The sequence below is a fragment of the Stutzerimonas stutzeri genome (genome assembly GCF_009789555.1).
GTDB lineage: Bacteria > Pseudomonadota > Gammaproteobacteria > Pseudomonadales > Pseudomonadaceae > Stutzerimonas > Stutzerimonas stutzeri_R.
In genome coordinates this window covers 2,641,053-2,666,202 of record NZ_CP046902.1, presented here as the reverse complement: position 1 = coordinate 2,666,202, position 25,150 = coordinate 2,641,053, and the positions used below count along the sequence as shown (strand labels likewise).

Genomic DNA, 25,150 nt, shown 5'->3' with positions numbered 1-25,150 from the left:
TAGGATCCGCCATCGTACTGGAGTTCCCCCATGCCTATCTGGCTTCAGACTGCTGCCCTGCTCTGCGTCTCCAACCTCTTCATGACCTTCGCGTGGTACGGCCACCTCAAGACGCTCAACGGGAAGCCCTGGCTGATCGCCGCGTTGATCAGTTGGTGCATCGCCCTGTTCGAATACCTGATCATGGTGCCAGCCAACCGCATTGGATACACCGAACTGTCCATCGGCCAGCTAAAGATCATGCAGGAGGTAATCACCCTCGCGATCTTCGTGCCGTTCAGCGTCCTGTACATGCAGCAACCCTTGAAGCTCGACTATCTCTGGGCCGGCCTGTGTCTGCTGGGGGCGGTTTATTTCATCTTCCGATCGTGACCCTGGCACCAACCGAAAGCCGGAAATGCCGGCAGGCTCGTAACCTCAGCGACAGATGACGGCAACACGGCGCTTCGGCATACTGGCGACCCTTTTTCGCACCCTCAGAGGTTTCCGATGTTCAAGGTCAACGAGTACTTCGACGGCACCGTCAAATCCATCGCCTTCGACATGGCGGCAGGCCCGGCCACCATCGGTGTGATGGCCCCCGGCGATTATGAATTCGGTACGAACCAGCTGGAAGTCATGCACGTGGTCGCAGGCAGCCTGGACGTGAAGCTGCCCGGAAGCGAGAACTATCAAACCTTCGGCGCAGGCAGCCAGTTCACCGTGCCTGCGAACAGCACGTTTCAACTGAAGGTTGCCAGCGATACGGCCTACCTTTGCGAGTATCGCTGAACCCAGTCAGCGCGCTCACAGACCGAGCCGCCGGCTGGGTGGATGGACAAGACGCCATCATCCAGCCGGCTCGGCTGTCGCGCCACGCCTGACAGGATGACAGCCTGCTCCACCGCCAAAAGCCTGCCCGACCGCGCCCGGATCGGAGCGTGACTCAGTCCAGCGGGGTGTAGGCTTGATTGACGTGCTTCGACTGGCTCAAGCGAGTCAGCTCACCGATCAACCGCTCCCGCTCGTTGCGACCAGAGTGCTGGAGTTCGCCGTACAGATTAGTCAACGACTCGAGTTGATCCCGGAGTCCGACGTCCGACGCATCTTCGTCGCGCAACGACGCGACCAGGGCGCGGCATTCCTCATCCAGCGTCGCTATCGCAGCCCAATCCCCTGCGGCCAACGCATCGCGAAGCTTTCCGGTGAGTGTGGCAAACGCCTGAGTGCGTGACGGCATGATTGTCCTCGAATAACGCAGATTCATCGCGGCTTGGCTCGACGGACCCAAGCCGGATTGAGGAGACCCGCTTACGCCTTTGGCGCAATCTGATCCCAGGCCAACTTGATCTCGCCGAGCAGCTTGCCGACTTCGTTCAGTTTGTCGATGTCGTTATGCCGGCTCGCCTCGAACAGGCGCATCGTCATGTACTCGTACAGGCGATCGAGGTTTTCCGCCAGCTCACCACCGACACTCTTATCGAGTGCATCGCGCAGGCCACCGATAATGTTGATGGCCTTGCCGACCAGCGCCCCCTTCTCAGCGAAGGCATTACGCTCCATGGCGCCTTTTGCCTGCGCGATGCGGTCCAGGCCGCCCTGCATCAGCATCTGGATCAAGCGATGCGGGTCGGCCTCGTTGACCTGAACCTTGACGCCCACCTGCTGATACTGCTTCATTGCTGCCATAGCGTACATTTGGATAAGCCCCCTGCCACATCAATTTGCATGTACAGCTTATCGGTCGCAGACGCACAAGCTTGATAGCCGCCCGAGAAAATTGCTTAAAAAAGAATGCCGTCTCAGCGACGGCTTCAGGTCGATAACAAACCGCACTCGGCAAGCAGGCTTGGGCTTCAACGTCTGTTCGCCTAGCGAAGCTCAGCCCCTCGGCATGTGCCGGGTCGCGCGTCCCACCACGCAACCCTGCGGCGGAGTCGCTGCCGTCCCGGAAGAACCGGGGCGAAGCTTATAGCGGTCCGAGTGAGCCCGGCGGCGCTTGATGTGACAGGCACGCCTCGCGGCGAAGCCTTTCTGGAAGGCCTGGGCCCGATTCGGTCAAGCGGGGTTATTTTTTTGAATTACCTGCCGCCCATGGCAGATTCTCCAGCGAAGCCAGCAAGCTCGAGGAGGTATTCGATAGCTGACCGACCAGCAAATCCATCGCGTTGAACTGCTTGAAAAGCCGCTCTTGCAGCGAGGTAATACGACGGTTCAAATCTTCTTTCTGATCATCGATCTTCGAGATGGTCTCGGTCATCGCCTTGTTGCGCTGTTCGAGAATGCCGCCGGTTTCGGTGTAGGGCTTGAGCTTCGCGTCCAGACGGCTAGCAAGGCCTTTTTCACCAGTGAACAATGCCGACAGCTCGGTGAAGTTGCTGTCCATTGCCTTGCCCAGCTTGGCATCGTCGATCTTCAGCGTGCCGTCCTTCTGCGTGGTGATGCCGAGATCGGTCAATGCGCGCAGTGCGCCATCTCCCTGCACATTCACCAATTCATTACGAATGGTATTGAGCAAGGTGCGGGCCGTAGCATCCCCTACCAGCGCACCGGTTACCGGAGCCTTGTCGTCGCCCACGGACGTTACTTTGGTTTGCGCATTAATAACGCCGATCAGCTTGTTATAGCTATCGACAAAGGACTGGATCTGCTTTTTAACGCCCGCCTTGTCTTCCGCAACACTGATAGTAAGTGGTTCGTTAGCGGCAGTTTTGGCCTTTAGATCGAGCGTAACGCCATCGATGGCGCCCTCGACCTTGTTGGTTTCACTCACGATCTGCAGACCATCAATAGACAGCCTGGCGCTTTGGGCCGTGGCCAGCGTGCGTGCGCCCCCATCGACACTCGAGGTACCGTCGAAAGCCAGTTTCGAGAGGCTGACTTGACCAGCCGGTACCGAGGCTTCGTCAGATGCAGCCACGGTAATATCCCGTCCGTCACCGCTCTTGCTGCTACTGAGCACCAGCCGCGAGCCATGCTCGTCCGTCACGATGGTGGCACTGACGCCCATCTCTTTGCCGGCCGCGTTGATGGCATCACGCATACCCGCCAGGGTGTTGTTACTCTCGTCCACCGTAACGGAAAACGATTCTTTTGAAGGCGTCTCGCCCGGCACGCCCAGAGAGATCTCCAGCGTTCCGCTGGCAAAAATCGCCGGCGCGTCGGCGCTGCTCTTGACCGCAGCGAGGGCCACCTTGCTGCTGGTTGCCAGCTTTTCGACCTCGACCTGATAACTACCGGCGCCGGCACTGGTACTGGCGCTGACGTCAACCAGATCCGCCTTGCTGGATGCAGCCGAACGGGCCTGGAACAGCTCCGGCTTGTTCAATACGCCAAGCGCCGTCTGGAAGTCGCTGATGGCGCTTTTCAAAGCACCAACGGCAGTAATTTGGGTGGTGGTTTTCTTTTCGAGATTGGCAAGCTGCGTCTCTTTGGGCGCACGCTCAGCCGCGACCATGCTGGACACGATACTGTCGATGTCAATACCGGAACCAATACCTGTTACGCCAGCCATAGCCCTACCTCGTCAAAAAATTATTAGCCGGAAAGCACGATACAAAAATCGTACCGTCAGGCTTTGGCTTCAAACAACAAACTACGCATTTCATCCAGTCGCTCGGTAAGGCGAAGAATTTCCTCCGACGGTATCTGCCGAACGATGTTGCCTGTTTCCCCATCGACCACACGAACCACCACGTCGCCGGTGGAATCGTCGACGCTGAAGCTCAGATCCCGTTGGATATTCTGCATCTGCGACCGAAGCTTTTCGACCAGGTCAGCGGTGCTTTCCTGCTCTTTCGCTTTTGCTGGCGCTGTCGATGGATGAGGCCTATCGGACGCAGAAAACCCAGCCTCCGTAAGGAGGCCGGGTGGCGATCCAGCTGTCATCTGCGATTGCGGCGCGGTTCCGCCAGCCACTTTTCCGACGTCCATTGATTCACCTCTCATGAATCAATGAGGGTAGAGCACGGCGCTACCCTCATGATTATGCCTCTGCTTACTACTGCAGCAAACTCAGAACTGCCTGCGGCAGCTGCTTGGCCTGGGCGAGGATCGCAGTACCAGCCTGCTGAAGGATCTGGTTTTTGCTCAGGTTGGCAGTTTCAGCGGCGAAGTCAGTGTCCTGGATACGGCCGCGGGAAGCAGATACGTTTTCAGCAATATTTTGCAGATTCGCAATGGTGTTTTCAAAGCGGTTCTGAACGGCACCGAAGGCAGAGCGATTATCATCAATTGTCTGCAGCGCAGTGTCGATCAATCCAATCGCAGTTTGCGATCCGTCAGCGGTAGAAATATCGACAGCATCAACAGCCAGCCCAGCGGCGTCGAAATCCGTGGTGAAATCAATCGAGATAGTTTCGTTCGCATTTGCGCCAACCTGAAAATCAACTGCTTCTGTGAGACTACCATCCAGCAGCTTCTGAGTACCGAACGAAGTAGTATCAGAGATACGGGTCAACTCTAATAATAGTCCATCGACCTCCAGTTGTAGTGAAGCGCGGTCTTCGGCACTGTTACTACCGTTAGCGGATTGAATCGATAGCTCGCGCATCCGCTGCAGAATATTGGTGGACTGCTGCAAAGCCCCTTCAGCTGTTTGCGCCATCGAGATGCCGTCATTGGCGTTACGCGCCGCGACGTTCAAACCATTAATCTGACTAGTCAGGCGATTGGAAATCTGCAAGCCGGCCGCATCATCCTTGGCACTATTGATGCGGCTACCGGTGGACAGGCGCTGCATGGAGGTAGTAAGGGCGTTGGACGAGCTGTTCAGGTTGCGCTGAGTGTTGAGCGACGCAATGTTTGTATTGACTGTAAGAGCCATGATGTGCCTCCAAGGGCGCTAGTTACTAGGGTTGCCTGAGCTTGCGACTCCGGGCCGGCTTTTGCCCAGGCACCCATTGAGTTCGCATTCGATTAGCTTATCGGCGCCGTTTCGGTGAGCTTTAGGAGGCAGTCGAAAATATTTTGCAAGCCCCGGGATCAACCTGTACGACACCGGCGAACCCGCAACCGGGCAGGTCCGCCTGCAGAGGTTTTCGGACAGGAGGAAGGATTCTTTAGCAAAAAGATCCTGGACGGGTGGCGACCGGGCGAACGCGGCAAAGATCGAGTGCGGCCGGCGCGAAGCCTTTGCCTTGGCCGCGCCTACTCGTCGCAGAGTTTCAGCAAATGCAACGGCCGCTCGAGCAGAGCGTATCCCACGACCCGCGCAACGCCGCCGCTTTCGTGGGAGGGCCGCCCCGGCGCGAAGCCTTTGCCTTGACCGCGCCTACTCGTCGCAGAGTTTCAGCGAATGCAACGGCCGCTCGAGCAGAGCGCATCCCACGACCCACGCAACGCTGCCGCTTTTGTGGGAGGGCCGCCCCGGCGCGAAGCGTTTGCCTTGGCCGCGCCTACTCGTCGCAGAGTTTGCCTTGTGGCCACGCCTGCTCAGCGCGGAGTGACCACGCCGGAAAAGGTCGCGGCCGAGCGCTGACATACAACCGATGGGGTGGCGAACGCCTGGCGCATTGGCGTCGCACCCGCCCTGCGCCGACTCCTTCGCCGCACCGCCGGCTCAGAATCAGTTCTCGAGCGCCGCGAGCCGTTGCAGGAAGGACGCCTCGTCATCAACCGCGACGCCCAGTTCGTTGGCCTTCGTCAGTTTCGAACCGGCACCCGGCCCCGCGACCACGACGCTGGTCTTGGCCGAGACAGAACCCGACACCTTGGCACCCAGCGCCTCCAGTCGTGCCTTCGCCTCGTCGCGGCTCATGCTCTCCAATGTGCCGGTCAGCACCCAGGTCTGGCCCGCAAGCGGAAGGCTTTGCGCCGACCTCCGTTCGCTCTGCCAATGCATGCCGAACTCACGCAGCTGGGCTTCAATGGCACGGGCGCGTTCGGCGCGGGTCGGGTCGTCGAAATAATCGCGCAGGGCCCGCGCGGCCTTCTCGTTGAGCCGCTCGACCTGACGCAGATCGAGCCAGTCGGCGTCGATGATGGCGTCGAGGCTGCCAAAGCGATCGGCGAGGCGCTGGGCGCCCGTCGCCGCGATGAAGGGAATGTTGAGCCTGTCGAGCAATCCGGCCAGCGTTGCGCAGGCGGCGAACTCGGGATGCACGCCGCCCTCCTCCTGCAACTGCACGCCCCGCTCGCGCAGTTGTTCGATGACTCGCTGATTATGCTCATCCTCGAAGAAACTGTGGATCTCGTGGGCGACTTCCAACCCGATGTCTGGCAGATAGACGAGCACGTCGGGCAACGCCCGGCTGATGCGATCGAGCGAACCCAATGCCCGTGCCAACAACTTGGCGGTGCCCTCGCCAACATCCGGAATACCCAGCGCATAGATGAAGCGTGCCAGCGACGGCGCACGGCTGGCATCGATGGATTTGATCAGGTTACGGCTCGATATCTCGGCAAAACCTTCCAGTGCCAGCACCTGTTCATACGTCAGGCAATAGAGATCGGCCGGAGAGTTGACCAGGCCGGTGTCGACCAGCTGTTCGACGATTTTGTCGCCCAGGCCGTCGATGTCCATGGCTCTGCGGGAAACGAAATGGATGATCGCCTGTTTGAGCTGCGCCTGACAGGCCAGACGCCCGACACATCGATAGATCGAGCCTTCGCTGATCGACTCCCGGCCCTTGCTGCGTTTGATCAGTTGGGTACGCTCGACCGCCGAGCCGCAGACCGGGCATTGCTCGGGCACATGGACTTCACGCGCATCCTCGGGACGACGCTCGGGGATCACGCCGAGAATCTGTGGAATGACGTCGCCTGCGCGGCGCACGATGACCGTATCGCCGATCATCACACCCAGACGGGCGACTTCATCCATGTTATGCAGCGTAGCGTTGGAGACTGTCACGCCAGCGACCTGTACGGGCTTCAGCCGCGCGACCGGCGTGATGGCGCCCGTTCGGCCAACCTGAAACTCCACGTCCAGCAGTTCGGTGACTTCTTCGCGCGCCGGGAACTTGTGCGCGATGGCCCAGCGCGGTTCGCGCGCGCGAAAACCCAGCTCACGCTGCTGAGCGGTCGAGTTGACCTTGAACACCACGCCGTCGATCTCGTAGGGCAAGGCATCGCGCTTCTCGCCGATGGCGTGATAGTAGTCGCGGCATTGCTGCACGCCCCTGGCCAGCCTGAGCTCCCGGCTGATCGGCAATCCCCAGCTTTTCAGCGCTTCGAGTATGCCGACGTGGGTACCCGGCAACTCGCCGTCGCTACGCCCTACGCCGTAGGCACACAGTTCCAGTGGCCGGCTTGCGGTGATCTTCGAATCCAGTTGCCGCAGGCTACCGGCCGCGGCGTTGCGAGGATTGGCAAAAGGCTTGGCGCCCGCCTCCAGCTGACGCGCGTTGAGTGCCTCGAACCCCGCCTTGGGCATGTAGATTTCACCCCGGACCTCCAGTACCGCAGGCCAGCCGCTACCGTGCAGCTTCAAAGGGATATTTCGGATCGTACGTACATTGGCGCTGATGTCTTCGCCGGTGCTGCCGTCGCCACGCGTGGCGCCACGCACCAACTTGCCATTCTCGTAGAGCAGGCTCACGGCGAGGCCATCGAGCTTCGGCTCGCAGCTGTATTCCAACTCAACGCCGCCACCGAGAAGGTCGCCTCCCGGCAGGTCCAGCCCTTCGCGGGCGCGCCGGTCGAAATCGATCAGGTCCTGCTCTTCGAATGCGTTACCCAGGCTCAGCATCGGCACTTCATGGCGGACCTGCCCGAAGGCCGCCAGCGCCTCGCCGCCGACGCGCTGGGTAGGCGAGTCCGGGGTTACCAGCTCAGGGTGCTCGGTTTCCAGCGCCTTGAGCTCCTTGAACAGGCGGTCATATTCCGCATCCGGCACGTCAGGCTCGTCGAGTACGTAGTAGCGGTAGTTGTGGGCGTCGATTTCACTGCGCAACTCGGCGATGCGCTCTGCGGCGGTCTGGGCGGAAGGCATAGGATGTAGCCGTAGCTGTGGCAATGCTGATCAGACAGTATCAGCGCGCCTTGGTTGATCGGAAGCTGCGCGATTCTAGCCGATTACGGCATCGACGGCAGGCCTGCGTTCGCCGCGGGGCGCGCCTCCCACGGGGTTGAGTGAGGGTTTGGGTTTTGCGGCATGCCCATCGGCGGTGCTTTTTTGTGGGAGGCCCGACCTCGGGGCGAAGCTTTGGGGTTCTGGCAGGCCTGTGGCCTGCGTTCGCCGCGGGGGCGCGCCTCCCACGGGGTTTAGTGAGAGTTTGGGTTTTGCGGTATGCCCGTCGGCGGTGCTTTTTTGTGGGAGGCCCGGCCTCGGGGCGAAGCTTTGAGGGGTGGCAGGCCTGTGGCCTGCATTCGCCGCGGGGCGCGCCTCCCACGGGGTTGAGTGAGGGTTTGGGTTTTGCGGCATGCCCATCGGTGGTGCTTTTCTGTGGGAGGCCCGACCTCGGGGCGAAGCTTTGGGGTTCTGGCAGGCCTGTGGCTGCATTCGCCGCGGGGCGCGCCTCCCACAGGGTTGAGTGAGGGTTTGGGTTTTGCGGCATGCCCATCGGTGGTGCTTTTCTGTGGGAGGCCCGACCTCGGGGCGAAGCTTTGGGGTTCTGGCAGGCCTGTGGCTGCATTCGCCGCGGGCGCGCCTCCACAGGGTTGAGTGAGGGTTTGGGTTTTGCGGTTGCCCGTCGGCGGTGCTTTTTTGTGGGAGGCCCGGCCTCGGGGCGAAGCTTTGGGGTTCTGGCAGGCCTGTGGCTGCATTCGCCGCGGGGCGCGCCTTCCACGGGGTTGAGTGAGGGTTTGGGTTTTGCGGTACGCCAGTCGGCGGTGCTTTTCTGTGGGAGGCCCGACCTCGGGGCGAAGCTTTGGGGTTCTGGCAGGCCTGTGGCTGCGTTCGCCGCGGGGCGCGCCTCCCACAGGGTTGGGTGAGGGTTTGGGTTTTGCGGTATGCCCGTCGCCGGTGCTTTCTGTGGGAGGCCCGACCTCGGGGCGAAGCTTTGGGCAATCTGCTCGCAAAAAAAAACCGCTCCTGGGAGCGGTTTCGTGATCAGCGTTTGATTGTCATCTGGCGACGCTCGTACTCGACGATACGCTGACGGTAGTGCTCGATGGTCTGCGCGGTCAGCACGCTGCGCTGGTCGTCTTTCAGCTCGCCGTTGAGTTCCTGCGACAGCTTGCGGGCGGCAGCGACCATCACGTCGAACGCCTGCTTGGGATGGCGCGGTCCGGGCAGGCCGAGGAAGAAACTCACGGCCGGCGTCGTGAAGTGATCGATATCATCCAGGTCGAACGTGCCGGGTTTGACCGCGTTGGCCATCGAGAACAAGACTTCGCCGTTGCCCGCCATGCTTTCGTGGCGGTGAAAAATGTCCATCTCGCCGAACCGCAGGCCGCTTTCCAGAATGTTCTGCAGCAGCGCCGGTCCACGGAAGCCATGCGGGTCGCGGGAAATCACGTTGATGACCAGCACTTCCTCGACCGGCGGCAGCTCCTGATCGGCTTCGGGCGCCCCGTCATCGTCGCCCACCACAGGATCGAGCAGCGTCGGAACGGGTTCTGGCTCATCGCTGGAGAAGTGCAGGTCGCCCTGCTGCGGCGCGCTGCTACGGCGTTTGCCCGTCTCACGGGCACTCATCGAGGGCAGATCCGTTTCGTCCAGCGAGGGCTCATTGCCGCGACTCACGACCCGCGGCGGACCGAGCAGCTCGTTCGAATCGTCGTCATCTGGAAGATTGCTCGCGATATTGCGGTCCAGCTTGAACTTCAACTTGCCCTTGCTACCGCGCATCCGCCGCCAGCCATCGAAAAGAATGCCAGCGATAACAATGATGCCGATGACGATCAGCCACTCGCGCAGACCGATATCCATTAATGCTTGAACCCCTGAAATCGATGATAAAGACGCAGATTCACAGCCGCTGAACAGGCTCATCCGCGCATCGTAAAAATTGCGCTCTAAACTAGCACGACGAACGGTAGATGTGCACCGCCCGACGCGGCTCTTTTATCGTCTCCCCTACGGAGTCCCGGCCCGGAAACTGGCGCGACTCAAGCCTCCGCGAGCGCAACCGCTTGCTCCACGTCGACCGCCACCAGCCTCGAGCAACCCGGCTCGTGCATGGTCACTCCCATCAGCTGGTCGGCCATTTCCATCGCGATCTTGTTGTGCGTGATGTAGATGAATTGCACTTTCTCCGACATTTCCTTGACCAGGCGTGCATACCGCCCGACGTTGGCATCGTCCAGTGGCGCATCCACTTCGTCGAGCATGCAGAACGGCGCCGGATTGAGCTGAAAGATCGCAAACACCAGCGCCAGAGCGGTCAACGCCTTTTCCCCACCTGACAGCAGGTGAATGGTGCTGTTCTTCTTGCCCGGCGGACGCGCCATGATCGCCACCCCGGTATCGAGTAAATCTTCCCCGGTAAGTTCCAGATAAGCGTTGCCGCCGCCAAAAACCTTCGGAAAAAGGGTCTGCAGCCCCGCGTTGATCTGGTCGAACGTTTCCTTGAAACGATTGCGGGTTTCCTTGTCGATCTTGCGGATGACGTTCTCAAGGGTGTCCAGCGCTTCGGCAAGGTCGTCATGCTGGGCATCCAGATAGCGCTTGCGCTCAGACTGCTGCTGATATTCGTCGATTGCCGCGAGGTTGATCGGCCCGAGGCGCTGGATGCGCGCGCCCAGACGTTCCAGCTCAGCCTCCCACTCCGCTTCGCCAGCCCCCGCAGGCAGGGTCGCGAGGACCCCGTGCAGGTCGAACCCATCCTCGTGCAGTTGGTCCTGCAAGGCCTTGCGCCGAACATTGAGCGCCTGCCACTCCATTCGCTGTTGTTCGAGCTGACCGCGTAACAGCTGCGCCTGCTGCTCAGCCTGGGTACGCCGTTTCTCGGCGTCGCGCAGGTCGCGATCGGCATCTTCGAGCGCCAGGCGCGCCGTTTTGAGTTCGTCCTCGACGCCCATCCGGCGCTCCAGCAACTCCTCGAGCTTCATGCGCAACTCTTCGAGCGGCGCCTCCCCCTCTTCCAGATTCAGACTGAGCTGCTCACGCCGTTCCACGGCACGCTCGAACTGCTGTTCGAGGCGCTCGAGCGCTTGGCGGGTGGAATCGTGCTGGGCTTTCAGCGAGCCGACTCGCACGGCCAGTTGGTGTGCGTGGTCCTTGTGTTGGCGCGCGTCCTGACGAATGCGGTCGAGTTGCTCGCGAATGCCGTCGCGGCTCGCCAACAGCGTCTCGCGCTGCTCGCTGTCCAGCGCCATGGCGTCGACTGCGTCTTGCAGATGCAGGCGCGCCTCGCCCAACTGCTCGGTCTCCAGCGCGCGCTGCTCGGACAGTTCGCCGAGTTCTTCATCCAGACGGCGGCGACGCAAGCTCAACTGCTCGAGCTTGGCCTGGCTGGCGGACAATCGAGCGTTCAACTCACTCTGCTGACGAGACAATTCCTGATGGCGGCGGCGCTGCTGTTCGCGCCGCTCTTCCTGTTCACGTTGCGCCTCGCGAAGCTGGCCGAGCCGTTCGCCCAACGACTCAAGGCTGGCCTCGCGCTCATCGCGTTCGACCAACAGCCGCTCCAGCTCTTGCCCGCGCGCCAGCAAACCGGATTCGGCGTCACCCGCGCGCCGCACCCGGAGAAAGTGACGGCCGACCCAGTACCCATCACGGCTGATCAGGCTTGCGTCAGCGGCCAGCGAGCCGCGCTGCGCCAGCGCCTGCTCGAGATCGTCGACCGGTTGCACCCGACCCAGCCAGGACGAAAGATCGGTGGTCGACTCGACTTTGTCCAGCAGACTGCCAGTGGCCGCTCCGCTCGGGTGTGCGCGACGGGCGAGACGCAGCTCGCCTTGCTCGAAGTGGCTCAAGTCGAGTTCATCGAAGTCGTCCAGCAGCACCGCTTGCAGGTCCGCGCCCAACACGGTTTCGACTGCCAGTTCCCAGCCGGGCTCAACGCGAAGCCCTTCGGCGAGACGCGGCCGCTGGTCGAGCCCTCGCGCGTGCAACCATTGCGTGACGCCCTTGCCTGGGTCCATCGCGGCCTGCTGCAAGGCCTCCAGCGACGCGATACGGCCATTCAGCCGCTGAAGCTCGCCCTGCGCCTGCTGCTCGGCCTGACTGGCGTGCTGCAAGTGTTCACGCAGTTGTTCGAGTTGCTGATCGGCATGTTCCTGCGCAGCGGACAGTTCTTCGAGCGTCAGCTCACCAACCGCCAGCATTTCGCTCATCTCGGCCACTGCGGCATCTTCCGGGTCGGCCGCGAGTGCCGCGCGGTCATCCTCGAGCCGACGCTGGCGCTCAACCAGACGCTCCAACCCTTGCTCCAGCTGTTGTATGCGCGCCTGCTGCACCTCGGCTGCCCGACGCGGCTCGGCGCTCTGCTGGTTGAACCGCTCCCAGTGTTCCTGCCAGGTCTGCATGGCGGTTTCGGCTTCTTCGAGCTGCGCGGCCGTCTCCTCTGCCGCCGCCCCTGCGACGTCCCGCTCGGGCTCGAGCATGGCCAGCTCCTCGCCGAGCGTCGCGAGCAGCGTCCGGTCGTGGCCCAGGTGCGACTCGGTCTCCAGACGCGCCTGTTCCGCCTCACGCAGGTCATCCTGCAACTGGCGCAACCGCTGCTGGCCGTGCTGGATGCTCTGTTCGACCCGAGCGATATCGCCGCCGACCGAATAGAAGCGTCCCTGGACCAGATTGAACCGCTCGGACAGCTCATGATGGCCGTCGCGCAGCCGCTCGATGCTGGCGTCCGCATTGCGTTGTTCAGCCACCAGTGCTTCGAAACCGACCTCCTGATCGCCGATCACGTGCTCGCGCTGGCCGACCTGATCGTTCAGCGCCTGCCAACGCAACGCCGACAGTTGCGCCTTGAGCTGACGCTCCTCGGCCTTGTACTCCTGATACTTCTCGGCGGACTGCGCCTGGCGGTGCAGCCGTTCGAGCTGTCGTTCAAGCTCTTCGCGCAGGTCGGTCAGACGCGCAAGGTTTTCATGCGTGCGGCGAATTCGGTTTTCGGTTTCGCGACGGCGCTCCTTGTATTTGGAGATGCCAGCCGCCTCTTCGATGAAGTTGCGCAAGTCCTCGGGCTTGGCCTCAATCAGCTTGGAGATCATGCCCTGTTCGATGATCGAGTAGCTGCGCGGGCCGAGGCCGGTGCCGAGGAAGATATCGGTGATATCGCGGCGCCGGCATTTCACCCCGTTGAGGAAATAGGTGTTCTGCGCATCCCGGGTTACCCGGCGGCGGATCGAAATCTCGGCGAACGCCGCGTATTCGCCCGTCAGGGTGCCATCGGAATTGTCGAAGATCAGTTCGATACTGGCCTGGGCCACGGGTTTGCGCGTATTGGAACCGTTGAAGATGACGTCGGTCATCGACTCGCCGCGCAGATTCTTTGCCGAACTCTCACCCATCACCCAGCGTACGGCGTCGATGATATTGGATTTGCCGCACCCGTTAGGCCCCACGACCGCAGCCATGTTGCTCGGGAAGCTGACCGTGGTGGGATCGACGAATGACTTGAAGCCGGCGAGCTTGATACTTTTCAGTCGCATGCGTGCCTTTCCATGGCGTCAGCGTAGGGATGAACAAGCAGAGTAGCCGTGAACATCAGGAATCCTGGAGTCGGGTGAGGGCCGGCACAAAGCGGCAAAGTCTATCATGCCGGTTTCACCTAAATATGCGCAGCGGCACACAGCGGTCCGGCTGAAGCGCATGGGCAGGCATCATCGACGCGCAAGGCTCCAGCCGCCAACTGACGAGGCGCCCGGCCGACTGAAGCCTTTGTGCTTAGCGCCCGCGGGAAAACGCCTTCACGGGGATACTTCCGGCTTGCCTCACCCGCCCGTCATGCTCATGAAGCGTACGACCTGGACTTGTTCGTCAGTGCGGAATTCATGCTTCTCCGGCTTGAGCTGCAACGCATCGACCAGCGCCTGGCGCAGCCGCTCGCTGTCACCGGGATAGCGCCTCATCAGGGTTTTGAGGTCGAGCGCGCCTTCATGCCCAAGACAGAGCACCAGCTTGCCTTCGGCGGTGACGCGCACTCGATTGCAGCTTCCACAGAAATTGTTGCTGTGAGGGGAAATGAAACCAACCTGGGTTTCACTGCCGGCGACCTGCCAATACCGCGACGGCCCCCCTGTTGTATGGCTGCTGCGAATCAGCCGATGCCCCCTCTCGATGCGCTCACGCACCTCCTCGCTTGAGCAGAAAGTGATTTCACGCGCATGGCTGGAGATGTTGCCCAGCGGCATTTCTTCGATGAAGCTGATGTCCAGCCCCCGGTCGACGGCGAAATTCACCAGATCGAGCACTTCATCGTCATTGCGGCCCTTCTGGATCACGCTGTTGAGCTTGATCCGGCGGAACCCGGCGCTGCGCGCGGCATCGATACCTTCGATGACCTGATCGAGCCTGTCACGGCGGGTCAGTTCGGCGAAGCGTTCGCGCTTGAGCGAATCCAGACTGATGTTCAGCCGCTTGACGCCCGCATCACGCAGCACGGGAGCGAGGGAAGGCAGTTGCGAGCCGTTTGTGGTGATGGCCAGGTCTTCCAGTTCCTCGCGCGCGCCCAGGCGGCTGAGCAGGCTCGGTAGCCCTTTGCGCACCAACGGCTCGCCCCCGGTCACCCGAATACGCCTGACGCCCAGGCCGATGAACGCATCGGCCACCGCATACAGTTCTTCCAGCGTGAGGATCTGCGCACGCGGGGCGAAGACCATGTCTTCGCTCATGCAGTAGGTGCAGCGAAAGTCGCAGCGGTCGGTGACCGACAGCCTGAGGTAGGTGATGCGTCGGCCAAACGGATCGACCAACTGGGATTCTGGCATGTCGCTCTCCAAGGCTTGATGCGCAAGGCTAAGACTATGTCGGAAAACGGCGCGAGGCAAAGGTGCCAGCCGAAAGGTTTCGCCCGGCTTTTTCCAACCGGCCCGTAACGATATCCTGCCCGCGCGGTTCGAACGCCAGGACAGGTTTCGCTTTCACCGATCTACCAGGAGCTTTTGCAGATGGACAACGACGCCCTCCGTTCCATGAGCTGGCGCGAACGGCTCTACGTGATTATTTTCTTCACCAACACGCCCGCGGGGAAACGCTTCGACACCTGGCTACTGATCGTCATCTTCGCCAGTCTGGTGGTGGTGATGTTCGACAGCGTCGCCCGCTATCGTGATCAGCATGGCGCGCTGCTGACCGGTCTGGAATGGTTGTTCACGGCCATTTTCGCGGTCGAATACCTGGTGCGCATCTATTGCCATCCCGAGCCGCGCAAGTACGTGTTCAGCTTCTACGGCGCGATCGACCTGTTGTCGGTACTGCCCGCCTTCGTCGCGCTGCTTCTGCCAGACGCCCAATACCTGCTGGTCATTCGCGCCATCCGCATGCTGCGGGTGTTTCGTGTGCTGAAACTGACGCATTACCTGAGCCAGGCCAATTTCCTGTTGGTCGCGCTGCGCGGCAGCAAACAGAAGATCATCGTGTTTCTGCTCAGCGTAACCACCATGGTGCTGATCTACGGCACCCTCATGTATGTCATCGAGGGGCCTCAGAATGGTTTCACCAGCATCCCGATGAGCATCTATTGGGCCGTGGTGACACTCACGACCGTGGGCTTTGGCGACATCGTCCCGCATACCCCGCTGGGCAAGGCTGTCGCCACTCTGGTGATGATCACCGGCTATTCGATCATTGCCGTACCGACCGGCATCTTCACCGCCGAACTGGCGACCGCCATGCGCACGGACACCTTGCAGCGCCGCTGCCCGACCTGCGAAAAGCTCAGCCATGAACCTCATGCGGCCTTCTGCAGCCGCTGCGGAAGCCAGCTGTTCAAGCAGGCGGACCACGGCGCCGACGGCTGAACGGTACCGCGGCCGCTGCGACGGTCCGCGGCGGCCTTTCGCTCCCGAACAGGACCGCTCCACCCGAACCGCCTCGGCAGAGGGTTGTCACAACCTCTGACTTGCCGCGGGCCGGATGGAGACGTGGATGCCCCTGCTCAAACTGCTGCACTTCGCGGGCCTGCTGTGTTGGTGCGGCACATTGCTGTATCTGCCCGCGCTCATTGCCGCCGGCACCCGACATACCGATCCGCTTTTCTACCGGGACCATGCTCATCTGACGCGCATGGTGTTCAACCTCGTCGGCACCCCGGCAGCGCTCGTCGCAATCATCTCAGGCACGGCGTTGTTCCTGCGCGACGACATCATGGCCGGTTGGCTGATCGTCAAGCTCAGTACAGTCGCCGGCATGGTCCTGTGCCACGCGCTGTGCGGCGTGCTGGTCCTGCGTATCGAACGGTCTCCGGAACAGAGCGTGAGCATTCGCTGCCGCTTTCTCGGGGTGGCCATCGCGACCTTCATCACCGCAACGCTTTGGCTGGTCCTGGCCAAGCCGTTCTAGCCGATCTAACCGAATAGCGCCCATGACCGAACGACTCACGCCTCATCCACAGCCCGGCTCAGACCTTGTCCAGATCGACGCCGACGGCATGCTCGTAGACCAGCCGACCTCCGAGATAGGCGGCCAGGGAAATCAACGCGGCCGTGATGGCCGACAGATACAGGGCCCAAAGGCGCATGTCGTCTCCGTCGTTCTGGTAGCGCAGCAACCAGTTGAGCGACGCCAGCGACAGCATCATCACGGCCAGGATCGCATGGCACCAGGCGGTGATCTTCTGGCGAATCTCGCGCACCGAAATCAGGTCGATCAGACCGAAAATGCTCGCGACCCAGCCACCCAGCGCCCCCACACCCGCCAGCCAGAGCCCCGCACGCCACCAGAAGTCATCAAGCGTCCAGAGGTGGGCAAGATCGACCGGCAGCAGGCCGGTGAGCGCGGCAACCGGAAAATGGATCAGCATCGGATGCAGAGGATGCCCGGCGATCGCCGCGCGGCTGTGAATGGAACCTCGGTAATTGGCCATCCGGCACTCCAGCGACAAAAACAGGAACGGGCCGCGCAACCGTTGCAACGAGTCGGCTGCCCCTTGAAATGGACCACGCTGGCGCTGGCAGTTCCTTTGTTGAGCGCCTGCACAGGCCCGTTTTCAACCCTCGACCCGGCCAGCCCGATGGCGAGACAGGTGGCGAATGTCTGGTGGGGCATGTTCGCTTTCGCCACCCTGGTGTTGGTGGCTGTCAGCGTGCTCTGGGTCTATGCGCTGGCGCGCAAGCCCCGTCAGACCAGCGAGGAACATGCGATACGGCTCAATCGCCGCTGGGTCATCGGCGGTGGCATCGTACTGCCGAGCCTGAGCATTATCGTGCTGCTGATATTCGGCATCCCGACTGGCCGCAGCATGCTGCCACTGGCAGTGGATGGCGAGCAGCCATTGAAGGTGCAGGTCACGGGCCATCAGTGGTGGTGGGAAGTGCACTATCCGGAGAGCGGTGTGACCACGGCCAACCAGTTGATCATTCCGGCTGGCCGGCTGATCGACGTGCAGGTCACCAGCGCCGATGTCATTCACTCGTTCTGGATTCCCCGGCTCGGCGGGAAAATGGACATGCTGCCGGGACGCACCAACGTGATCCGTATCGAGGCCGGCCACGCGGGGATATTCCATGGCCAATGTTCCGAATTCTGCGGGCTGCAACACACCCGCATGAAACTTCACGTCGAGGCTCGGTCAGTGGCCGACTTCGATGCGTGGATTGCCGCACGTCGAACCCTTGCGTTCGAACAGCGCGCGCCGGGCCAAGCCGGGCAGGTGTTCGATGATCGCTGCGGACAGTGCCATCGGGTCGCGGGGATCAGCGACGGCGACCGCGCGCCGGACCTGACCGATTTGGCGACCCGCCCCAGCCTGGGCGCCGGTGTGATTGAAAACGATGCCGAAGGCTTGCGCCGCTGGCTGCGCGAACACAAAGCGCTCAAGTTCGGCAACGCCATGCCCGCGCATGACGACATCCCGCCTGAAACCCTCGATCAAATCGCCGCCTGGCTGGAGACGCTCGCGCCATGAATGCTTCGTTCAGGGGCAGCGCCCCCTCTACCGACCCGGATCAGCTTCACGACCAGTTCAACGACGTGTGGGGCAATCCTCGCGGCTGGCGCGCGCTGACTATCGTCAACCACACCAGCATCGGTCTGCGGTTCCTCATTACGGGCGGGGTGTTCTTCCTGATCGGCGGCCTGATGGCGATGCTGATTCGCACGCAGCTGGCGATGCCCGGCTACGTCCTGATGGAGCCGGACGTCTACAACCAGGTCTTCACCATGCACGGCTCGGTGATGATGTTCCTGTTCGCCGTGCCGATGATGGAAGGTCTGGCGGTTTACCTGATTCCGAAGATGATCGGCGCGCGCGATCTGATCTTTCCGCGGCTGTCGGCACTTGGGTATTACTGTTACCTGTTCGGCGGCATCATCCTGCTGTCCAGCGTGTTTCTCGGCATCGCCCCGAAAGCCGGCTGGTTCATGTACACCCCGCTGTCGAGCGCCTCGCACATGCCCGGCGTCAATTCCGACTTCTGGCTGCTGGGCATCACCTTCGTCGAGATTTCCGCCGTCAGTGCGGGTGTCGAACTGGTGGTGTCGATCCTGCGCACCCGCACCAACGGCATGGCCCTGCACAAGATGCCGCTGTACGCGTGGTACATCCTGGTGATGGCGCTGATGATCGTGTTCGGGTTCCCGCCGCTGATCCTCGGCAGCATCCTGCTGGAGCTGGAACGCGCCGCCGACCTGCCGTTCTTCGACACCGCCAGGGGCGGCGATCCGGTGCTCTGGCAGCACCTGTTCTGGCTGTTCGGTCACCCCGAGGTGTACATCATTTTCCTGCCTGGCGCAGGCATCGTCTCGACACTGTTGCCGGTGTTCTGCCAGCGGCCCCTGGTGGGTTATCGCTGGGTGGTGCTCGGCGTACTGACGACCGGCTTTCTCAGCTTCGGGCTCTGGGTCCATCACATGTTCACGGTGGGCATCCCGGCACTGGCGCTGGGCTTTTTCTCGGCGGCGAGCATGCTGGTGGCGATTCCCACCGGTGTGCAGGTCTTTGCCTGGATCGCGACCTTGTGGCTGGGCAAGCCGGCGTATCACGTGCCGATGCTCTGGCTGGTGGGGTTTCTGATCGTGTTCGTCTGCGGCGGCCTGACCGGCGTGATGGTCGCATTGGTGCCCTTTGACTGGCAGGTCCACGATACTCACTTCGTCGTCGCGCACATGCACTACGTACTGGTCGGCGGCATGTTCTTCCCGCTGATGGCCGGACTGTATTACTGGCTGCCGCATTTTTCCGGGCGCATGCCCTCGGTGCGCCTCGGTCGCTGGGGATTCTGGCTGGTGTTCATCGGCTTCAACACGACCTTCCTGATCATGCACTGGACCGGCCTGCTCGGCATGCCGCGCCGGGTCTATACCTACGACACGGGCCTGGGCTGGGACATACCCAACCTGATCTCCTCGATCGGCAGTTTCATCATGGCCATCGGCATCGGCACCATTTTGCTGGACATCGTGTTGCACTTCCGCTTCGGCCAGCCGGCCAGGACCAATCCCTGGAACGCCGATACGCTGGAGTGGGCGACCAGCTTGCCGCCCAGTCCGTACAATTTCGTCAGCCTGCCGGATATCACTGACCGTCATCCTCTTTGGAAAGATCCAGAGCTGCCGCAGAGCATCGCGCGCGGCGAGCATGCGCTGAAGACCATCGACCACGGTCGCAGGGAAACCTGGGGCTCGGACCCGCTGACCGGCAACGTGCGCGAAATCATCCATTTGCCCGGCAACAGCTGGTGGCCGTTCGTGGCGTCGGTGTTTCTGGCGGTGCTCTGCCTGAGCCTGTTGAGCAAGTTCTACTGGGTCGCCCTCCTCGCCACCGTTGCCACGCTCATCGTGCTGTTTCGCTGGTCGTGGGAAAACGGCGCGCACCCGGTCGCCGCTCCGGATGCACACACGCAGCCCGGTGAGCCGCCGCTGCATTCGCGGACATTCGATGGCCCCGGCTTGTGGGGCATGGGCGTCACGCTGCTGGCCAACGGCACGCTCTACCTGTCGTTGTTGTTCGGCTGGTTTTATCTCTGGACCGTTTCGCCACAGTGGCAGGTGCCGGAGCATTCGGCGCTCAATGGCTGGCTGATGTTGGCCAGTGCGGTGCTGTTGAGTGTCGGGACGCTGTGGATGCGGGTCATACCGGCACGACTGCGGCGTGGCGAGACCACTCACCTGCTGCGAAATCTCGGCATCGTTTCCGCGATAGGCGTGGTGCAGTTCGGCGCCCTGCTGTGGGTTTTGCTGAGCGCTGATCTGCGCCTGACCGAAACCGCCCATGACGCGGTGATATTCGTGATCCTCGCCTACAGCCTGATTCACTGCGGCCTTGCGACTGTCTGCACGCTGTTGCAGATGTTGCGCGTGCATTTCGGCTACGTGGGTGAAAAGGCGCCCTACGAACCGGTGGTGGTCGAGCAGCTCTGGTACTACAACCTGGGCGTGGTCTGGAGCGCCTATGCAGCCATCGTCCTGTTCCCGGCCGCGTGGGGAGGTGCCTGATGAGATACCGTCGTACCTCGGTCTTCCATCCGGTGCAGATTCCGTTCGGGCTGGCGATCTGGAGTCTCTGGTTCGCAGCGATGTACGGTTCGCACGCGGTGGTCTGCTCGATCGCGCCGCCGCCTCCCGAGCAAGGCATATTCAACTGGCTGAACGTCAGTTTCGGCGTTATCACCCTGATCGTCGTCGCACTGTTGCTAGGGTTGGGCCGGCGGTCCTGGAAACTGTCGCGGCCCCCGCACGATCTCGACGAACGGCAAGTCTTCGTGACCAAGGTCGCATCGGGAATCCATTTCATCGCCGCGCTGGCAACGGTATTCGTCGGGCTGCAACTGGCGTTTCTGCCACCCTGTATCTGAGCGGCGGCATTGCAGCGCGTTCTATCCGCTCGGCACAGGTTCAGTCCGCCTTCTTGCGAATCCAGTAGACGTAGGTGTCCTCGTCGGTCTGCTGCTCCACCAGCTCGTGGCCGAGGAAAACGCAGAACTTGGGAATATCGCGCTGGGTGGACGGATCGGTCGCGATGACCTTGAGCAGCTCGCCGCCGCCGAGCCCGCGCACCTTGTTGTGCAACATCATCACCGGTTCGGGACAGTTCAGGCCGCTGGCATCGAGTACCGCGTCGGCAGACAGTTCAGCAGATTGAGACATCACAGGCTCCTAAAACAGGACGGCATTGTCGCCCAGGCAGATCGTGCGGTCACCCCGTCAGGGCGTCACAGCCGGCGCAGATGGCAGGTCACTTCCTCGCGATCATGGTAAAGCTGCTTGCACCCGATGCTGGCCTTCACCCCGCGTTGGGCAAGCCCGTCGGCGATGCGTTCCAGCAGCCGCTTCACCTCGGCATAGCGCTGCTTCATCGGCAGCTTGAGGTTGACCACCGCCTCGCGGCACAAGCCTTCGCCGATCCATGTTTCCAGCAGCGCGGCATTCTTCGCCGGCTTCTCGACGATGTCACAGACCATCCAGTCCACCGGTCGCTTCGGACGGAAGGCGAAACCGTCGGCCCGGTAATGGCCAACCAGACCGGACTCGAGCAGTTCCTCGTTCATCGGTCCGTTGTCCACGGCCATCACTTCAATGTCCCGGTTGACCAGTTGCCAGGTCCAGCCGCCCGGCGATGCACCCAGATCCACCGCCGTCATGCCGGCGGCCAGACGCGTATCCCATTGCTCGCGCGGGATGAAGTGATGCCAGGCTTCTTCCAGTTTCAGCGTCGAACGGCTCGGTGCCTGCCGCGGAAACTTCAGCCGTGGAATACCCATCGGCCACATGGCGCTGTTGTCCGCTTCGGCAATCCCGAGAAACACCTCGCGCCCGCTTTGGAAAGTCAGCAACAGACGTGGCCCGGTGCCCTCTTCGACCAGTCTCCCCGCCTTGATCAGCGCCTTGCGTAACGGTGCCTCGAACTTGCGGCAGAAGTTCGACAGTTCCTTGCCGTCGTTGGTATCCAGCACCTCCAGCCATAGGCTGCCACATACCGGGTAGGCCTTGAGCGCTTCGAGCAGTACGCCGATGCGATCGGTTTCCGGCAACGCCAGGGGCTCGCCGCGCGCCCACTGCCGGGCAAAGATCAAGCGGGCGAAGCGCACGCCGCGCATCAGTCGCTGCGCCTCTTCCGGCTCGTTGCAAATGAATTGCGCGCAGGCGCTGTTCGGCTTTGCCTTGGCGTAGCCCGCCACGCCCAGGCGAGCCGCCTGGTCGCTGATTTCGGCACACACTTCGTTTTCGAAGCCGGGGCGACAATGCAACAGCAGCGTTTTCATGGTAACAATCCTGTCGTGGGCGCGAAGGCGCGGGGGCACCGAAGCGCTCTGCGACCAAAGCCGGGCATGATAACCGACTGGGGAACCCCAGGCTCGCTGTCCCGGTCCAGTGAACAGTCAGCTCGGAATCACTGGGGTCCGCATCAGCGCCGCTGATGCGTGCCCTGGCCCAATTCCACGCCAATTGGAATTGGCAACCGGTTCGTGGCGAAACGATTCGCCAGGAGCCAGTTCAACAGACCGCTCCCTACTCAGTCAGCCCGACCGTGCGGGCACAAGGAGAGACGAATGCCATCCCTGGACAGCCTGAATTGCCGTCGAAGCCTCGATGTAAACGGCAAGACCTATCACTATTACAGCCTCCCCGAAGCAGCGAAGCAGTTGGGCGATATCAGTCGCCTGCCAACCTCCCTCAAGGTACTGCTCGAGAACCTTCTGCGCTTTGAAGACAACGTCACGGTACGCGCCGACGACTTCACCTCCCTGGCGGTATGGCTGAAGACCCACACCTCTGAGCGTGAAATCCAGTACCGCCCCGCACGCGTGCTGATGCAGGATTTCACCGGCGTTCCCGCAGTGGTCGACCTGACCGCCATGCGTGACGCAGTGTCACGTGCCGGAGCCGACCCACAGCGCATCAACCCGCTATCACCCGTGGATCTGGTCATCGACCACTCGGTGATGGTCGACCGCTTCGGCAGCGGCAGTTCGTTCGAGCAGAATGTCGAGATCGAGATGCAGCGCAACGGCGAGCGCTACGAGTTCCTGCGCTGGGGCCAGCAGGCGTTCGATAACTTCCGTGTGGTGCCGCCGGGAACCGGCATCTGTCACCAGGTCAATCTCGAATACCTGGGCCAGGTGGTTTGGACCAAGGACGAAAACGGCGAAACCATCGCCTATCCGGATACCCTGGTCGGCACCGACTCGCACACCACCATGATCAACGGCCTTGGCGTGCTGGGCTGGGGCGTAGGCGGTATCGAGGCGGAAGCGGCGATGCTTGGCCAGCCCGTGTCGATGCTGATCCCGGAAGTGGTCGGCATGCGCCTGACCGGCAAACTCAACGAAGGCGTGACGGCTACCGATCTGGTGCTCACCGTCACGCAGATGCTGCGCAAGCACGGTGTCGTGGGCAAGTTCGTCGAGTTCTTCGGCCCGGGGCTGGATCATCTGCCACTCGCCGACCGCGCCACCATTGGCAACATGGCGCCCGAATACGGCGCCACCTGCGGATTTTTCCCGGTGGACCAGATCACCATCGACTACCTGCGCCTGACGGGCCGCGACCCGGACCGCATCGCACTGGTCGAGGCCTATAGCAAGGCACAAGGCATGTGGCGCGACAGCCAGTCTCAGGACCCCGTGTTCACCGCCACGCTGGAACTCGATCTCAGCCAGGTGCAACCTTCGCTCGCGGGCCCGAAGCGGCCGCAGGATCGCGTCTCGTTGGGCGATATCGGCGCCAGCTTCGACCTTCTGCTGGAAACCACCGGCAAGATTCAGCAAGCAGACACGGCAATACCGGTTGCCGGCGAGGACTTCGGCCTCAAGCATGGCGCGGTGGTGATCGCCGCCATCACCTCCTGCACCAACACGTCCAACCCGAACGTCCTGATGGCTGCCGGGCTGGTGGCGAAAAAGGCGATCGAGCGCGGTATGAAGCGCGCACCCTGGGTCAAATCATCGCTCGCACCGGGTTCCAAGGTCGTCACCGACTATCTGGAGCGAGCCGGCCTGACAACCTACCTGGATCAACTCGGTTTCAACCTCGTCGGTTACGGCTGCACCACCTGTATCGGTAACTCCGGCCCGCTGCCGGACGCGATCGGGCAGGCGATCACCGAGAATGACCTGATCGTTTCCTCTGTGCTGTCCGGCAACCGCAACTTCGAAGGGCGCGTACATCCGATGGTCAAGGCCAACTGGCTGGCCTCGCCGCCACTGGTCGTCGCGTTCGCCCTGGCCGGCACGACGCGCATCAACATGGACAAGGATCCGCTGGGCTACGACGACCAGAACCAGCCGGTCTACCTCAAGGACATCTGGCCCACCAGCGCAGAGGTGAACGAAGCCGTGAGCAAGATCGACGGCCAGATGTTCCGCTCGCGCTACGCGGACGTGTTCAGCGGCGACGAGCATTGGAAAGCCATCGCGGTAACGGCTGGCGATACCTATCAGTGGAACGGCCAATCCAGTTATGTGCAGAATCCGCCCTTCTTCGAAAACATCGGCCAACCGCCCGCGCCGCCGAAAGACGTCGAGAACGCTCGCATCCTCGCGCTCTTCGGCGACTCCATCACGACCGACCACATTTCACCGGCGGGCAACATCAAAGCCAGCTCCCCAGCCGGCCTGTATCTCCAGCAGTTAGGCGTGAAACCGGAAGACTTCAACTCCTACGGCTCACGCCGCGGCAATCACGAAGTGATGATGCGCGGCACCTTCGCCAACATTCGTATCAAGAACGAAATGCTCGGCGGCGAAGAAGGCGGTGACACCATCCATCAGCCCAGCGCGCAGCGGATGTCGATCTACGACGCCGCCATGCGTTATCAGGCGGAAGGCGTGCCGCTGGTGGTGATCGCCGGCAAGGAATACGGCACCGGCTCCAGTCGCGACTGGGCAGCCAAGGGCACCAATCTGCTTGGCGTAAAGGCCGTGATCGCTGAAAGCTTCGAGCGTATCCACCGCTCCAACCTGATCGGCATGGGCGTCCTGGCGCTGCAGTTCGTCGGTGACCAGACCCGGTTGTCGCTGGGCCTGACCGGCGACGAGACGCTGTCGATCCGCGGCCTGGGCAGCGATATCAAGCCACGCCAGTTGCTGACCGTGGACGTGGAACGGGCAGACGGCTCGCGGGATAACTTCCAGGTGTTGTGCCGCATCGACACGCTCAACGAGGTCCAGTATTTCAAGGCCGGAGGTATTCTGCACTACGTGCTGAGGCAACTGATCGCTGCCTGAAGCCCTCTGGCGCAGC

The 25,150-nt window shown here is 61.9% G+C and carries 20 protein-coding genes; 8 read left to right on the top strand and 12 right to left on the bottom strand.

Going from position 1 to position 25,150, the window contains the following annotated elements:
- Window positions 1-30: 30 nt before the first annotated feature.
- Together GQA94_RS12400 and GQA94_RS12395 are read left to right on the top strand one after the other, a co-directional pair.
- Window positions 31-372, top strand: a complete 342-nt coding sequence (locus GQA94_RS12400; protein ID WP_158188310.1) for a DMT family protein — start codon at window positions 31-33, stop codon at window positions 370-372.
- Window positions 373-489: 117 nt separating this feature from the next.
- Entirely contained in the window at window positions 490-771 is a 282-nt protein-coding gene (locus tag GQA94_RS12395; RefSeq protein ID WP_158188309.1) for a pyrimidine/purine nucleoside phosphorylase, read from the top strand.
- Between the two features lie 154 nt (window positions 772-925).
- Here GQA94_RS12395 and GQA94_RS12390 read toward each other — a convergent pair whose 3' ends face one another.
- From GQA94_RS12390 to moaA, 9 genes are all read right to left on the bottom strand, one after another.
- Window positions 926-1,219 carry a flagellar protein FliT gene (locus GQA94_RS12390; protein WP_158188308.1) on the bottom strand — a complete coding sequence of 98 codons (294 nt, stop codon included), beginning with the start codon at window positions 1,217-1,219 and terminating at the stop codon, window positions 926-928.
- A gap of 71 nt (window positions 1,220-1,290) precedes the next feature.
- The gene (fliS, locus tag GQA94_RS12385; protein WP_158188307.1) at window positions 1,291-1,677 is read right to left on the bottom strand and encodes a flagellar export chaperone FliS; all 387 of its coding nucleotides are present in this window, start codon (window positions 1,675-1,677) and stop codon (window positions 1,291-1,293) included.
- A 370-nt stretch (window positions 1,678-2,047) separates the two neighbouring features.
- Window positions 2,048-3,493 (bottom strand): flagellar filament capping protein FliD, encoded by a 1,446-nt coding sequence (gene fliD, locus GQA94_RS12380; protein WP_158188306.1) that lies wholly within the window; start codon window positions 3,491-3,493, stop codon window positions 2,048-2,050.
- Between the two features lie 56 nt (window positions 3,494-3,549).
- A complete protein-coding gene (locus GQA94_RS12375; RefSeq protein WP_233270154.1) occupies window positions 3,550-3,912 on the bottom strand; it encodes a flagellar protein FlaG in 363 nt (120 codons plus the stop codon).
- A 67-nt stretch (window positions 3,913-3,979) separates the two neighbouring features.
- Window positions 3,980-4,804, bottom strand: coding sequence for a flagellin domain-containing protein (locus tag GQA94_RS12370; RefSeq protein WP_158188305.1), 825 nt, complete (start codon window positions 4,802-4,804; stop codon window positions 3,980-3,982).
- Between the two features lie 741 nt (window positions 4,805-5,545).
- On the bottom strand, window positions 5,546-7,912 hold the full coding sequence (gene ligA / locus GQA94_RS12365) for an NAD-dependent DNA ligase LigA (RefSeq protein WP_158188304.1): 2,367 nt from the start codon (window positions 7,910-7,912) through the stop codon (window positions 5,546-5,548).
- Between the two features lie 1,059 nt (window positions 7,913-8,971).
- Window positions 8,972-9,793 (bottom strand): cell division protein ZipA, encoded by an 822-nt coding sequence (gene zipA / locus GQA94_RS12360; protein ID WP_158188303.1) that lies wholly within the window; start codon window positions 9,791-9,793, stop codon window positions 8,972-8,974.
- A 179-nt stretch (window positions 9,794-9,972) separates the two neighbouring features.
- Complete coding sequence (smc, locus tag GQA94_RS12355) at window positions 9,973-13,461, bottom strand: chromosome segregation protein SMC (RefSeq protein WP_158188302.1); 3,489 nt, start codon at window positions 13,459-13,461, stop codon at window positions 9,973-9,975.
- Window positions 13,462-13,743: 282 nt separating this feature from the next.
- Window positions 13,744-14,739 (bottom strand): GTP 3',8-cyclase MoaA, encoded by a 996-nt coding sequence (gene moaA, locus GQA94_RS12350; RefSeq protein ID WP_158188301.1) that lies wholly within the window; start codon window positions 14,737-14,739, stop codon window positions 13,744-13,746.
- Between the two features lie 180 nt (window positions 14,740-14,919).
- Here moaA and GQA94_RS12345 point away from each other — a divergent pair, with 180 nt between their 5' ends.
- Together GQA94_RS12345 and GQA94_RS12340 are read left to right on the top strand one after the other, a co-directional pair.
- Window positions 14,920-15,771 (top strand): ion transporter, encoded by an 852-nt coding sequence (locus tag GQA94_RS12345; protein WP_158188300.1) that lies wholly within the window; start codon window positions 14,920-14,922, stop codon window positions 15,769-15,771.
- A gap of 127 nt (window positions 15,772-15,898) precedes the next feature.
- Window positions 15,899-16,312 (top strand): CopD family protein, encoded by a 414-nt coding sequence (locus GQA94_RS12340; RefSeq protein ID WP_158188299.1) that lies wholly within the window; start codon window positions 15,899-15,901, stop codon window positions 16,310-16,312.
- A 58-nt stretch (window positions 16,313-16,370) separates the two neighbouring features.
- Here GQA94_RS12340 and GQA94_RS12335 read toward each other — a convergent pair whose 3' ends face one another.
- The gene (locus tag GQA94_RS12335; protein WP_158188298.1) at window positions 16,371-16,835 is read right to left on the bottom strand and encodes a DUF2231 domain-containing protein; all 465 of its coding nucleotides are present in this window, start codon (window positions 16,833-16,835) and stop codon (window positions 16,371-16,373) included.
- A gap of 147 nt (window positions 16,836-16,982) precedes the next feature.
- Here GQA94_RS12335 and coxB point away from each other — a divergent pair, with 147 nt between their 5' ends.
- The 3 genes from coxB to GQA94_RS12320 are packed head-to-tail and all read left to right on the top strand — an operon-like array spanning window position 16,983 to window position 20,763.
- Entirely contained in the window at window positions 16,983-17,876 is an 894-nt protein-coding gene (gene coxB, locus GQA94_RS12330; RefSeq protein WP_158190095.1) for a cytochrome c oxidase subunit II, read from the top strand.
- Window positions 17,873-20,404, top strand: coding sequence for a cytochrome c oxidase subunit I (ctaD, locus tag GQA94_RS12325; protein WP_158188297.1), 2,532 nt, complete (start codon window positions 17,873-17,875; stop codon window positions 20,402-20,404). Before coxB ends, ctaD begins: the two co-directional genes overlap by 4 nt.
- Window positions 20,404-20,763 (top strand): hypothetical protein, encoded by a 360-nt coding sequence (locus GQA94_RS12320; RefSeq protein ID WP_158188296.1) that lies wholly within the window; start codon window positions 20,404-20,406, stop codon window positions 20,761-20,763. Before ctaD ends, GQA94_RS12320 begins: the two co-directional genes overlap by 1 nt.
- 40 nt (window positions 20,764-20,803) lie before the next feature.
- Here the strand turns inward: GQA94_RS12320 and tusA are convergent, their stop codons facing one another.
- Both tusA and rlmM read right to left on the bottom strand, forming a co-directional pair.
- Window positions 20,804-21,055, bottom strand: a complete 252-nt coding sequence (gene tusA, locus GQA94_RS12315) for a sulfurtransferase TusA (protein ID WP_158188295.1) — start codon at window positions 21,053-21,055, stop codon at window positions 20,804-20,806.
- A gap of 65 nt (window positions 21,056-21,120) precedes the next feature.
- Window positions 21,121-22,170, bottom strand: a complete 1,050-nt coding sequence (gene rlmM / locus GQA94_RS12310) for a 23S rRNA (cytidine(2498)-2'-O)-methyltransferase RlmM (RefSeq protein ID WP_158188294.1) — start codon at window positions 22,168-22,170, stop codon at window positions 21,121-21,123.
- 288 nt (window positions 22,171-22,458) lie between these two features.
- Here rlmM and acnA point away from each other — a divergent pair, with 288 nt between their 5' ends.
- A complete protein-coding gene (gene acnA / locus GQA94_RS12305; RefSeq protein ID WP_158188293.1) occupies window positions 22,459-25,134 on the top strand; it encodes an aconitate hydratase AcnA in 2,676 nt (891 codons plus the stop codon).
- The last annotated feature ends 16 nt before the right edge of the window (window positions 25,135-25,150 follow it).

Coding starts and splice junctions, on each gene's coding strand:
- tusA (WP_158188295.1), bottom strand. CDS start 21,055: ATGTCTCAATCTGCTGAACTGTCTGCCGACGCGGTACTCGATGCCAGC.
- GQA94_RS12335 (WP_158188298.1), bottom strand. CDS start 16,835: ATGGCCAATTACCGAGGTTCCATTCACAGCCGCGCGGCGATCGCCGGG.
- GQA94_RS12370 (WP_158188305.1), bottom strand. CDS start 4,804: ATGGCTCTTACAGTCAATACAAACATTGCGTCGCTCAACACTCAGCGC.
- GQA94_RS12400 (WP_158188310.1), top strand. CDS start 31: ATGCCTATCTGGCTTCAGACTGCTGCCCTGCTCTGCGTCTCCAACCTC.
- rlmM (WP_158188294.1), bottom strand. CDS start 22,170: ATGAAAACGCTGCTGTTGCATTGTCGCCCCGGCTTCGAAAACGAAGTG.
- GQA94_RS12375 (WP_233270154.1), bottom strand. CDS start 3,912: ATGGACGTCGGAAAAGTGGCTGGCGGAACCGCGCCGCAATCGCAGATG.
- ligA (WP_158188304.1), bottom strand. CDS start 7,912: ATGCCTTCCGCCCAGACCGCCGCAGAGCGCATCGCCGAGTTGCGCAGT.
- ctaD (WP_158188297.1), top strand. CDS start 17,873: ATGAATGCTTCGTTCAGGGGCAGCGCCCCCTCTACCGACCCGGATCAG.
- moaA (WP_158188301.1), bottom strand. CDS start 14,739: ATGCCAGAATCCCAGTTGGTCGATCCGTTTGGCCGACGCATCACCTAC.
- GQA94_RS12395 (WP_158188309.1), top strand. CDS start 490: ATGTTCAAGGTCAACGAGTACTTCGACGGCACCGTCAAATCCATCGCC.
- fliD (WP_158188306.1), bottom strand. CDS start 3,493: ATGGCTGGCGTAACAGGTATTGGTTCCGGTATTGACATCGACAGTATC.
- acnA (WP_158188293.1), top strand. CDS start 22,459: ATGCCATCCCTGGACAGCCTGAATTGCCGTCGAAGCCTCGATGTAAAC.
- fliS (WP_158188307.1), bottom strand. CDS start 1,677: ATGTACGCTATGGCAGCAATGAAGCAGTATCAGCAGGTGGGCGTCAAG.
- smc (WP_158188302.1), bottom strand. CDS start 13,461: ATGCGACTGAAAAGTATCAAGCTCGCCGGCTTCAAGTCATTCGTCGAT.
- GQA94_RS12345 (WP_158188300.1), top strand. CDS start 14,920: ATGGACAACGACGCCCTCCGTTCCATGAGCTGGCGCGAACGGCTCTAC.
- GQA94_RS12340 (WP_158188299.1), top strand. CDS start 15,899: ATGCCCCTGCTCAAACTGCTGCACTTCGCGGGCCTGCTGTGTTGGTGC.
- zipA (WP_158188303.1), bottom strand. CDS start 9,793: ATGGATATCGGTCTGCGCGAGTGGCTGATCGTCATCGGCATCATTGTT.
- GQA94_RS12320 (WP_158188296.1), top strand. CDS start 20,404: ATGAGATACCGTCGTACCTCGGTCTTCCATCCGGTGCAGATTCCGTTC.
- coxB (WP_158190095.1), top strand. CDS start 16,983: ATGGCGAGACAGGTGGCGAATGTCTGGTGGGGCATGTTCGCTTTCGCC.
- GQA94_RS12390 (WP_158188308.1), bottom strand. CDS start 1,219: ATGCCGTCACGCACTCAGGCGTTTGCCACACTCACCGGAAAGCTTCGC.